The sequence below is a fragment of the Phormidesmis sp. 146-12 genome (assembly GCF_052939495.1).
Map to the genome: position 1 here is coordinate 7331 of NZ_JBJPHS010000113.1, position 10909 is coordinate 18239.

The 10909-nt window shown below is 50.2% G+C and carries 10 protein-coding genes; 5 read left to right on the forward strand and 5 right to left on the reverse strand.

Going from position 1 to position 10909, the window contains the following annotated elements:
- On the forward strand, positions 1-1234 hold a 1234-nt coding region (locus ACKFKF_RS29075; protein WP_446870860.1), incomplete at its 5' end, for a WD40 repeat domain-containing protein.
- A gap of 187 nt (positions 1235-1421) precedes the next feature.
- On the opposite strand, the gene ACKFKF_RS29080 is transcribed toward ACKFKF_RS29075, so the two are convergent.
- The 3 genes from ACKFKF_RS29080 to ACKFKF_RS29090 are packed head-to-tail and all read right to left on the reverse strand — an operon-like array spanning position 1422 to position 2228.
- A complete protein-coding gene (locus tag ACKFKF_RS29080; protein WP_446857515.1) occupies positions 1422-1736 on the reverse strand; it encodes a DUF7683 domain-containing protein in 315 nt (104 codons plus the stop codon).
- Positions 1737-1738: 2 nt separating this feature from the next.
- Complete coding sequence (locus ACKFKF_RS29085; RefSeq protein ID WP_446870861.1) at positions 1739-1993, reverse strand: colicin E3/pyocin S6 family cytotoxin; 255 nt, start codon at positions 1991-1993, stop codon at positions 1739-1741.
- Entirely contained in the window at positions 1971-2228 is a 258-nt protein-coding gene (locus ACKFKF_RS29090; RefSeq protein WP_446870862.1) for a hypothetical protein, read from the reverse strand. The genes ACKFKF_RS29085 and ACKFKF_RS29090 overlap by 23 nt, the downstream gene beginning before the upstream one ends.
- Positions 2229-2299: 71 nt before the next feature.
- Between ACKFKF_RS29090 and ACKFKF_RS29095 the strand changes: the two genes are divergently transcribed.
- The 4 genes from ACKFKF_RS29095 to ACKFKF_RS29110 all read left to right on the forward strand — a co-directional run bounded on the left by ACKFKF_RS29095 (position 2300) and on the right by ACKFKF_RS29110 (position 5716).
- Positions 2300-2545, forward strand: coding sequence for a hypothetical protein (locus tag ACKFKF_RS29095; RefSeq protein ID WP_446870863.1), 246 nt, complete (start codon positions 2300-2302; stop codon positions 2543-2545).
- Positions 2524-2841, forward strand: a complete 318-nt coding sequence (locus ACKFKF_RS29100; RefSeq protein ID WP_446870864.1) for a type II toxin-antitoxin system PemK/MazF family toxin — start codon at positions 2524-2526, stop codon at positions 2839-2841. Before ACKFKF_RS29095 ends, ACKFKF_RS29100 begins: the two co-directional genes overlap by 22 nt.
- A 372-nt stretch (positions 2842-3213) precedes the next feature.
- Complete coding sequence (locus ACKFKF_RS29105) at positions 3214-3732, forward strand: hypothetical protein (protein ID WP_446857511.1); 519 nt, start codon at positions 3214-3216, stop codon at positions 3730-3732.
- A gap of 163 nt (positions 3733-3895) precedes the next feature.
- Positions 3896-5716 carry a peptidoglycan D,D-transpeptidase FtsI family protein gene (locus ACKFKF_RS29110; RefSeq protein WP_446870866.1) on the forward strand — a complete coding sequence of 607 codons (1821 nt, stop codon included), beginning with the start codon at positions 3896-3898 and terminating at the stop codon, positions 5714-5716.
- Between the two features lie 86 nt (positions 5717-5802).
- Here ACKFKF_RS29110 and ACKFKF_RS29115 read toward each other — a convergent pair whose 3' ends face one another.
- Positions 5803-7899 (reverse strand): thioredoxin domain-containing protein, encoded by a 2097-nt coding sequence (locus ACKFKF_RS29115; RefSeq protein ID WP_446870868.1) that lies wholly within the window; start codon positions 7897-7899, stop codon positions 5803-5805.
- Positions 7900-8030: 131 nt separating this feature from the next.
- Positions 8031-10391, reverse strand: coding sequence for a hypothetical protein (locus tag ACKFKF_RS29120; protein ID WP_446870869.1), 2361 nt, complete (start codon positions 10389-10391; stop codon positions 8031-8033).
- Between the last annotated feature and the right edge of the window lie 518 nt (positions 10392-10909).

A 10909-nucleotide genomic window follows, 5' to 3' on the forward strand; every position in this document is an offset into this window, starting at 1 on the left:
GACCGTGAAGTTATGGAGCTTAGACGGACAGGAACTGAGGACGTTCAGAGGCCACCCCAATACTGTTCACAGCGTGAGTTTTAGTCCTGATGGTAAGACGATCGCCACAAGCAGCGATGAAGTAACACTTTGGAGCTTGGATGGTGAGCAGATTAAAGTCTTTAGAGGGCATGGTGTAACAGTCTACAGTGTTAAATTTAGCCCTGATGCTACAACAATCGTTTCTGGTGGGAACGACAATACGGTGAAAATGTGGAACTTGAAAGGAGAAGAATTACTCAAACTCCCTGGAAAACCAAACAGCGCAATTTGGAGTGTAAGTTTTAGTCCAAATGGCAGACTGATTGCTACCGCTAGTAGTGACAAACTGGTGAAGCTATGGGACTTAAGAGGTAGAGAACTTAAGCGGCTAGAAGGGCATAGTCAGCCTGTTGAGAGAGTTCGTTTTGATCCGAAATACGAAATGCTCGTTTCTGCAAGTGCTGATAAAACAGCTAAACTGTGGGACTTAAATGGAGTTCAACTTAAAACCCTAAAAGGTCATGATGGTGCAATTCTTCATGCTGTCTTCAGCCCTGACGGTAAAACTCTTGCTACTGCCAGTGAGGATAAGACAGTAAAACTGTGGAGCTTGAGTGGAAGAGAACTCGCCACTCTTCAAGGTCATGGTCAGGCTGTCACTAGTTTGTGTTTTAGTCCTGATGGTAAAACTCTTGCTACTGCCAGTGAGGATAAGACAGTAAAACTGTGGAGCTTGAGTGGAAAAGAACTTAGAACTTTAAGGGGGCACAACGGTCAAATTCTAGATATTAGTTTTAGTCCTGATGGCAAGATTCTTGCTTCCGCAAGTCAGGATAAAACGGTGAGGTTGTGGGATTCTAGTGGGCAAGAACTCAGAACGCTCAAAGGACATAATGATTGGGTTAATAGTGTTAGTTTTAGTCCTGATGGCAGAACTCTTGCTACAGGTAGTGGAGATAAAACAGTAAAACTTTGGAGTTTGGAGGGACAAGAGCTTGCGACCCTCAGAGGACATAGCGAGACTGTTCTTGAGGTTAGCTTTAGCCCGAATGGCAATATTGTTGCTTCTGCAAGTGAAGATGGCACAGTTATACTGTGGAACTTAGATCTGGACAATCTTTACCTACTTGGCTGTCAATGGCTCAACAGCTACCTCCACAACAATTTAAACAGTAAGCAATATCAAAACTTGTGCAAAGATGGCGCTTCCTAAACTTCCATCAGCCATGTCCCGACTCTCTGGAAACAAATGATCGCTGTCCTCACTCACTTATTTAAACCATAGCGGTCGCACTTCACAAAACTACGATCACACAAATTATAAAGGTGCGTCCAGAATGCGATCACCAATAGCACCCTCGAAAAGCGATCAGGGCACGCAAGTTTGGAGAAGCCGCAAATCAAACCGCATCACATTCAAGGTAGTAATCGTAAACATCGAGATCAATGGATTCAGCGTTTCCTTTACCGTTGCGCTTTGCACTGATCGCTGCCTGAAGTGGAGCCACCTGAGCCGCAGAGACCGGGTAGCAATCCACCATCAGATTGTCTGAAGACTCTCGAAACAACCTTTGCAATTCGGGCAGCATCAATGAATCGAGCAAAGCCTCACCCGCCAAGCGATCGCCGCTCTTCTCATACCAACGCAACACTCTGACAAACGAAGGATCACGTCCTAGAATCGATCGCGCTTGAACCTTAATTGGGTCAGTCATGGTTATGGCTCCACCTCGTAATCAGGATTCGCTTGCTTAAGTTGTTCGCCTGTAATTGGGTCAAACTCGCCGAGATGCTTACCCTTCCTATCATACTTCTCGACCGTGCCATGCCTACTATCCCATTCGTAAATGTTGCCCTCATCGTCTTTCCATCGCTTCCTCAATCCGCCGCCGCCTTGAACAGAAGTTTTCGGCTTTACAAGTTTTGCGTGTAGGAAAGCCTCCAAAAATTTAGGGGCAGGGATGTAAGGCATCTACAAAATCATCGAACAATTTGGAGTCTGAGCTTACCATTTTCTTCCGCTTCTGTCCTATCTGCTCTACACCCCAGAACTGAAGAACGATCGCGATCGCTGTGAACCCTACATTGGGAAGGGATGAAGGACGATCGCCCCTCGAAGTGATGAATTGGGGAATGCAGCGCGATTCGTTTTGCGGTTTTTCTAAAGTTGCGCTTTGTCCTAATCGCCTTCCAACGATCGCATTCATTGCAAAACCACGATCGTTCCTCTCCGCCTCAGCGCCTCCTATAATGATGGAGTCGATCGATTTGAACTGTCATGGATAGATCGCTCAACATCACACTTCCCGAAGAGACCGTTCAACTCATTGATCAGTTGACGCAGAAAGGCGATCTTAGCCAATTTATTAATCAAGCTGTCAACTACTACATTCACGAAAAAAGTAAGGCAACGTTGAGAAAGCAACTGCAAGAAGGAGCTATCCGCAGAGCCGATCGTGATTTGAATTTAACTGAAGAATGGTTTGCGCTGGAAGAAGAACCGTGGCAAAGCACTCCAGAGTAACCTATCCCAATCGCGGAGAAGTCTACCTGGTTAGCGTCGATCCAACGGTGGGATCAGAAATCAAAAAGACCTGTCCTGCCTTGATCCTGCAAAACGACATTGCCAATCTCCATAGTCCTATTACAATTGTCGCTGCCATCACCTCTCAGTTTGAAGACCCCCTCTATCCAACTGAGGTTCTAGTTCAAACTCCCGAAGGTGGACTTGGAAACGATTCTGTTGTCTTGCTAAACCAAATTCGATCGATCGATAAACAACGTCTGATCAAGCGCTTAGGAAACTTAACCGCAGACTGACAAACCTTTTCAGGTAGGTTGGGTTGAACCTGATGAAACCCAACGTTAGCAACGGTAGAAAGGCTGCTGTTGGGTTTCGCGTTGCTCAACACCAACCTACGAAAAATCGAGGGTTTCAGGAGTTCTGTCAGTCAACCAGGATCAAGCGCTTAGGCGGCTCTAAATATCTGGCAACGCCGCTTTTCACTCCTCACTCCTCACCCCTCCCTTGGCGAACGAGAGATTTTCTAAATAAGCTCATCAGATTGGGAGTCTCCAGATACAATAAGGGTCGTTCTTGCCTTTGGACGGAAACCTGCTCAATTGGGCGAGGCTGCCTGATTTGGTGCTGCTCTGTTCTACGTGGTTGTGCTTATAGGAGTGCTGGTATTTATGTCTGCTGTGCTAAGACCTGTCGATCGCCAAAATCGTTCTCTTAGAGTCGCCGCTTCTCCTCGGATGGCTCCTGCTGCCCAACCGCAAGATTTGAGACGAGCGAGAATGAGAGTTGCGCCTCCTGCGGATCAGTCCACGGTTAGAAGACTGCCGTCGCTCAATGCCCCGCCCAAATGGGTACGATCGCTGATCAAGCTCCAACAGGCTTCTTTGATCACAACCTTTGCGGTATCGGGTCTGGCTCTCGTGACTTATATCTGGACGGTTGACTCTCAGCAGCTTTGGGGCAAGGAATATCAAAAGCTTGAAGAACTCAGACGCAGTGAGCGACAGTTGGGAGCCAATAGTGCCCTGCTGCAAAACCACATTGCAAATCAAGCAAACAGCCCTGGCGCGACGCTAGTTCCTCGGACTCCCGACGGCATGATCTTTCTCAAGCCTGCTCCGCTTCGCAATGCGCCCCCTGAGAATGCGCCCACTCCCCAGGTTTCGCCCGTTGCCCCCCTTGGATATTAAACCGATCGCGGGTGGGATGAATTGAAAGACATTCTTCTCCGGCATTACTGAATTTGGATTGTTGAGTTTGAAAGTCCGAAAGTTTCCCAGAATTGGGGGACGGTGGCGGCATCCTTCAACAACACCTTTTCGGTTCATTCTGAGTTATTCGCCCTTTTCCCTTATGAGCAGCCCTTCTTACCCTCGTGGACGTTCTCGCCGTCCGTCTCTAATCGCTAGACTGCGCCGGGTAAATGTTCCTCAAGCCAAGTCTACGATCGGCAGGCTTGTGATCGTCTGGGGGGTATTGGTGGTCAGCAGTTTGCTGTTGATGCTCAATCTGGTGCGGCTTCAGGTGGTGCAGGCTCCCCGGTTGCTCAAACAGGCGCGAGCGCAACAAACGAGCTATCTGCGACCGTTTATCCCGCGTCGTCCGATCGTCGATCGCAATGGCAGCATTCTAGCGATCGATCGTCCGGTTTATACGCTGTTTGCTCACCCGATGTATTTCAAAGAGTCAAAGGGAGAAGTGGCGGGCAAGTTAGCGCCTATTTTGGGTCGATCGATTGCAGAACTAACTCGTAAGTTTGAATCTGCGGATACCGGGATTCGGTTGGAGTTTTCGCTTCAAGAAAATGCAGCCGATCGCATTCGAGACTTGCGACTCGACGGGCTAGATCTGGCACAACAGCAGCAGCGTCTCTATCCTCAGCAAAACGTAATGGCGGATGTTGTGGGCTATGTGGATGTTGATCAAACGGGGCAGGCCGGTGTCGAATACAGCCACAAAAATTTGCTAGAGCGATCGGTCAAATCGGTGCGTCTCAGCCGGACGGGAATGGGAACGGTCATGCCGGATCAGGTGCCGGGGGGGTTTCTCCACATTGACGATTTGCATTTGCAACTGACGATCGACAGTCGGCTTCAACGCGCCACTTTACCCATCTTGAAACAGCAGATCAAAAAGTATTCTGCCAAGCGGGGAATGGTGCTGGTCATGGATGTGCGAGATGGGGCCATTCGGGCGCTGGTGGGTGATCCTTCTTACGACCCCAACGAGTATTTCAAAGCCAAAGTTGAACTGTTTAAGAACTGGGCATTGACCGATCTGTATGAGCCAGGATCGACTTTTAAGCCGCTGAATGTAGCGATCGCCCTAGAAGCAGGTGCCATTAAACCTGACCAGGTTTTTAATGATGAAGGTTCGATCTCCATTGACAGTTGGCCGATCCAAAACTTTGACTATTCTTACGCGGGTGCCAGAGGCCCGGTCAGCGTGTCTGAGATATTGCAGCACTCTAGCAATGTCGGCATGGTGCATATCGTCCAACAGATGAAGCCATCGCTATATTACAGTTGGCTCCAGCGCATCGGGCTGGGGCAGTCTACCGGATCTGATTTGCCGTTTGAAGTGGCAGGACAACTCAAAGACCGCAAAACCTTTGTCCAGTCTCCGGCTGATGTGGCGACGACTGCCTTTGGGCAAGGATTTTCGCTGACCCCGATTCAACTATTGCAGCTACAGGGCATTTTGGGCAGTGGTGGCAAGCTGTTGACTCCTCACATTGTGCAAGGACTCTACGACGCGACTGGACAACCCTATTGGCAACCCAATCTGACAACTGCAAAACAAGTTTTTTCGCCCACGACAGCCCAAACGGTGCTGAAAATGATGGAGGCGGTCGTCTCAAAGGGGACGGGCAAAGCGGCTCAGGTTCCGGGCTATCGGATCGCAGGTAAGACAGGAACGGCGCAAAAAGCCAGTTCTGGAGGCGGTTATTTGGAGTCTGCCAAGATCACGAGTTTTGTCGGCATCTTTCCCGTCGAGGCTCCGCGCTATGCTGTTGTGGCAGTGATTGACGAGCCAAAAGGTGAAGATGCGTTTGGTTCGACGGTAGCGGCTCCGATCGTCAAAGCGGTGATTGAGGCCTTAATTACGATCGACAAGATTGCCCCCAGCCAGCCCATTCCCAGTCCAACCCCGACCCCAACGCCTAGCCCTTAGAATCAGTCAGATAAGAGTTTCAAAAATCTTCCAACTATTCTTCGACCGATAGCGAAAAATTAAAAACACCAACTCTATTTCACAATTCACGCACGTCTCACCGAGCTTTGTTGCACTTGTTGCTGTAGCTGTTCCAGACTGTAAGCAGGTTCTTTACAACTCAATCCCTGACAGACTAACCCGATCGCGCTCTCAGGTAAATTCGTTTCTAATGCAAAGCTGGCCGTTGGCAGATATTGAGCTTCTAGCCGCGCAATTTGATCAGAACTGGTGCGAATCAACGTGCAGTTTTGCAACCAATCCAACGCGGCAAATAGGCTAGGGCAGGCAGTTGGGGACTTTTGCATGATGCTGCTAAAGGCCTGTAGGGTTTGTTCTGCTTTGTCGAGATAGTCCAGATCTTGGGTGAGTAGGGAGAGACGGACGAGATTAGCGATCGCCACCCCATTCGCTGCCGGGGTCGCATTGTCGATGTAGCTGCGTTCTCGTACCAACAAATCTCGACTCGCATCTCTAGCCGTGTTGTAGTAGCCGCCCATCTCCACACTCCAGAGAAATTCGTCAAACTCGGCCTGGACTTGAACCGCTTGACCCAGCCAATCTGTCTCATTTTCAGGCGCAGCGGCACGAATACTCCGAGTCACCTGATGTAGATCCAGCAAGGCTTTGGTGAAGAGAGCATAGTCTTCTGATTGAGCCAGCACCTCGACAGAGCCATCGTAATTGACGCGATGAAACCGCCCATCGACCCACTGATTTCGCAAGATGAAATCCGCTGCCTGACTCGCTAATTCCAAATACTCCGACTCTCGAAACACCCCGTAAGCACGAGCCAGTCCCGAAATCATCAAGCTATTCCAAGCAACAATCATTTTGGTATCGGTCACCGATGGAATTCGTCCATCCCAGGCGGTGCTTTTGGCTTCCTGATTGTTTCGCGCTGGGGGAAAGGTCGTCAATTCATGAGCAGGCAACCCGTAACGAGCCACAAACAGCTTAGACAGTGCCGCTTCTACCAACTTAGAAAGCTGACCCGACTGGCGACGTTGCAGCACGTTTACGCCCTCAAAATTGCCCGCTTCTGTAATCGTGAATTGCTCACTCAACTCCGCCAATTCTTCGGCCGTCAGCAGGGTTTGCAGTTCCGCATAGCTCCAGACGTAGAAGGCACCTTCTTCCGGTTCTGCCTCATCTGATGTCGTGAAACTGTCTGCATCCTGAGCCGCGTAAAAGTACCCTTGAGGGGCCGTCATCTCACGCTTGAGCCACTGGACAGTGAAGGCGATCGCTCGTTCAAATCCCGCTTCTTGCACACCCATCGCCCAAAGATTTGCCAGATACTCCACGATCTGACCATTGTCATAAAGCATCTTCTCAAAGTGGGGCACTGTCCAGTTAGGGTCAACGGTGTAGCGATGAAATCCACCGCCTACGTGATCAAAAATGCCGCCTAGAGCCAGATCTCGGCCGCGTTGGGTACTGGCTTCTCTAGCGCTGGGTTGTAAGTTGGGGAATCGAGTCGATCGCAGTGCCACATCCGCGTAAGGAATCATCGGAAAACTCGGCCCGGGCCGTTTGGACAAAACAACTTCTGTGTTGTGGGTCAATCCCAGTTTGAGCAGATCGGGACTCAGCGCCCCAGGTTGTAGCAACAAAGAACTCTGAAGCCCGTTGAGAATCTCAGCTTTGATGCCGTCGAGTTTTGTCTTCTCGACATCGTAATAGTGGCGAATCGCTTGCAAGACTTGCATAAAGCCGGGCCGTCCGTAGCGGGCATCTACCGGAAAGTAAGTTCCTCCATAAAAGGGCACCAAATCATCCGGTGAGATGAAGATGTTAAGCGGCCAGCCACCCTGCCCCGCCATCATTTGCAAGGCCTGCATGTAGATGCTGTCCAGATCAGGACGTTCTTCGCGATCGACCTTGATCGGCAAAAAGTTGGCATTCATGAAGTCAGCGATCGTCTCATCCGAAAACGCTTCTCCCTCCATGACCGTACACCAGTGACAACTCGAATAGCCCACCGACAAAAAGATCGGCTTATTCTCACGTCGTGCGGTCTCGATCGCCTCATCACACCAGGGCCACCAGTTGATCGGATTCTCAGCATGTTTTCGCAAATAGAGGCTCTGAGCCTGGGCAAGTCGATTGGTCATGGCGGCTAGAACTCCACAAAAGGTCATTTTGCCAGTCTAGCGGAAAGAAGAAAGTCCCCAAAAAGGGATGCCCTAAGACACCCCTCTCACTCATGCTCAAACCTGTCCAAACTCAGTCGGCTGTTGAACATTCGACATCATTTGCAACTTGACAACTTCTAGATTGGAGTCCCTACGCCAAACTCGTTGACTGCCTTGACATCCCAGGTGCTACGGTCACTCTTAGCAATTAACCCAGTCGTCCTTCTAACGAAATCGGTGTTGGGTGAATCCAGCACGCCGCCCTTGATCGACCAGATAGCCACCTCGTCGCTAACCGCATTGCGCCAGACGATATCTGCGGTGCCATCACCACCACCCGCGTTGCCCACAAAATCAGCGGCTCCTGCAACCTTCCAGTCGGCAGTGCCCGTAGTTGGCAGCGTGCTGGGTGTTGCAGTCAGAAGTCCTGCACCATCGACCCCGATCGTCCATAAAATGGTGAGGTCTTGATCAGACTTGCGCCAGAGAATGTCAGGGCGGTTGTCTCCATTAAAGTCAGCGATCGCCCGAACCTGCAACGTATCCGTCGCGAAACCTGTTTTAGGCAAGAAGGTGGCATTTGCCAGACGCAACTGACCTGTCGCCACATCGATATTAAAGCGCCAATAAGCGGTCTCATCAAGTGGCGAATAGCGAAGGACGATTTCTGAGCGGCTGTCTCCCGTAAAGTCTGCCAAACCGACCATTGTCCAAGTGTTGAAGCCTCCGACCTTGAGCCTGTTTCCAGCCGCATCGCGGAAGTAATCAAAACTGGTGACCGTATTCGTAGCGTAGTCTACGTTCCAGAAGGCGTATTCATCCGTTCTGCGATTTTGCCAGATTAGCTCTAGGGCTGGGTCAGCATCAATATTGGTTCCTCCGACCAACTCCCACCCATCGTTGATGATTTGAATCGGGGTTCGGGTTGCCGCTGATAAAATGCCCCCAGAGTTGGGCTTAAAAACCCCGTTGTCGGTCATGTACCAGATTGCTGTTTCACCTGTGTCCGTTTTGCGCCACAACACATCACCAATTCCATCGCCGTCAAAGTCTTTGGAATCGATCGTCACCCAAGCAGGATTCAAATTCGATGAGGCAATATTGGCCTGAGCAAGGGTTGATCCTTGAAGATACCAGAAGGCGACATCATTGGATGCGGAGTCTCGCCACAAAAGGTCTGGGCCAGGACGCACTGTAGTCAATGACACCTGAACCGGAATTTCATTGCCAGGGCCACCCGGAACGCTATCGAGCCGGAAGCGGATATTGCGAACTTCGGTGTCTGGTGTTGCGCCACTGTTGCGATAGGTGACTTGCCGCAGGGCTGCTTGATATTCGGCAGGCGTTCCCGCCCCGTTAAAGCCTAATGCACCTGTTGCAGAGTCATAGCTCCAAGTCAACGTTCCGATCGTTCCACTCGTCGTTGTCACAGGCTGCCCTGCAATGCTCAAGACATCCCCTGGTTTAAGGTTGGTGATGAAGACCGTCGCCGAGGTCAGATTGCCTGTAGTGGGGCTGATGGTCAACGTAGGAGAAAGCACGACGGGAGGCTGCAATGAGGTGTAGCTGGTGCCCGTTCCGAGTCCCCCGATTAGTTGTCCGCTGGCACCGATCGACAGCCCGCGAATTTCGTGAATATTGGTCGAACCCCCTGTCGAAGATGAAAAGCCGAACTTGAAGTTGGCGGGTAGGGCCCCGTTGTTGGCGGCCACGTCATAATTTTGAAGCGCTGTAGGAGATTCACCGTTGTCCAAAAAGTCTCCATCCGCATTCAAATCGACCTGCACTTTGAGAAGCCCAGTTGGTGAGAGGTCAATGCGGGCAGTGCGTCGAGCTGCGGTACGAGTTGCTGCTGCACCCGGTACGTCTAAGCTGGTGGGCAATGTGCCACTGCCTGTGAGGAATCGATAGCTGTTGGCCTGGCTGCCTCGAACGGCGATCGAATCAGAAGCGGCCCCAGTCCCTCCAGGTGAGTTATCGGTTGGGCTAGAGAAGTTGCCAAACTCATCAAATCCGACCCCTAAGTAGCCGCCCAATAGCCCAGGGGTGGAGCCACGAGCCGCGTATCCAAGCGCTCCGCCGGGTGCTCCTGCTGTCGTCGGTGACTGACTACCGTCGATCAAGAAGAAGCTGATTCCGTCAGCACCACTGCCACCATAGGAGAAAAAGTCAAAGGTAATAGACAGCCCCTGACCGCTACTAATCGCCTCGTTGAAGATGACAAACGAGGATTGGTTTCCCCCTGCACTAGTGAGCCGAAGTGCGCCATTTCCGGCAGTATCGATCGCCGTCGCAAACCCTGGCAGCCCATTTGTAGAAGGCGTGACGGTTCCTCTAGCAGTCAAGCCCAGACTCGTTCCAGCGCTAGAGCCAAAAAGCCAGGGTTTGGCAGTGACATCATCTCCGGTAAAGGGGTCAACTGCCAAACCTGGAGCAACGGGACGGGTCGTAAGAGCCGCCTGACTAGTCGGCAAAGAAGTCAGAAAATCTGTAGCCATTGTTGTGCCTATCTTGTTACTAATTGCAATCAATTATTAGAAAAAACTCACTCAAATCTCACCACTTATCGAGGAAAGAGATACACCTTCAGCCGCTCCAGCAAATTATTTTGGGAACCTTATCTTCTCTTGAATTCTATATAGAGAATGTCAAATTTGTCTATCAGATTTTCGGCTGAATCAGCAAATCTACGAGAGTGACGTGTGACAGTTTAATCCTTACAGCGTGGTTGTTTAAGCGATTTTTACAGGAATTAAACCACAGTATATTATTGAGATCAACACAAATCAAACAGAACAATTCATCGTTCCTTTAAAGTTGTGATTAGTAAAATTCTTCAGTTGTAAAAATAGTTAGTTATGATTCCAATTTTAAAACCAGTTACTTATCTTTAAACATTCATTTGACCAGGCGCTTAAATGTTGTTTTAACAGGTTTAGCAAAGCCTTAGTTTGCCTTAATTCAATAGTCCGGACAAAATTAGACAGCGATAACGCCGTAAGACCTTAGATTCTGG

Excerpts from the sequence above, each read along its gene's own strand:
- ACKFKF_RS29105 (WP_446857511.1), top strand. The coding sequence starts at position 3,214 with ATGTCTGCTGTGCTAAGACCTGTCGATCGCCAAAATCGTTCTCTTAGA.
- ACKFKF_RS29090 (WP_446870862.1), bottom strand. The coding sequence starts at position 2,228 with ATGAATGCGATCGTTGGAAGGCGATTAGGACAAAGCGCAACTTTAGAA.
- ACKFKF_RS29120 (WP_446870869.1), bottom strand. The coding sequence starts at position 10,391 with ATGGCTACAGATTTTCTGACTTCTTTGCCGACTAGTCAGGCGGCTCTT.
- ACKFKF_RS29085 (WP_446870861.1), bottom strand. The coding sequence starts at position 1,993 with ATGCCTTACATCCCTGCCCCTAAATTTTTGGAGGCTTTCCTACACGCA.
- ACKFKF_RS29080 (WP_446857515.1), bottom strand. The coding sequence starts at position 1,736 with ATGACTGACCCAATTAAGGTTCAAGCGCGATCGATTCTAGGACGTGAT.
- ACKFKF_RS29110 (WP_446870866.1), top strand. The coding sequence starts at position 3,896 with ATGAGCAGCCCTTCTTACCCTCGTGGACGTTCTCGCCGTCCGTCTCTA.
- ACKFKF_RS29115 (WP_446870868.1), bottom strand. The coding sequence starts at position 7,899 with ATGACCTTTTGTGGAGTTCTAGCCGCCATGACCAATCGACTTGCCCAG.
- ACKFKF_RS29095 (WP_446870863.1), top strand. The coding sequence starts at position 2,300 with ATGGATAGATCGCTCAACATCACACTTCCCGAAGAGACCGTTCAACTC.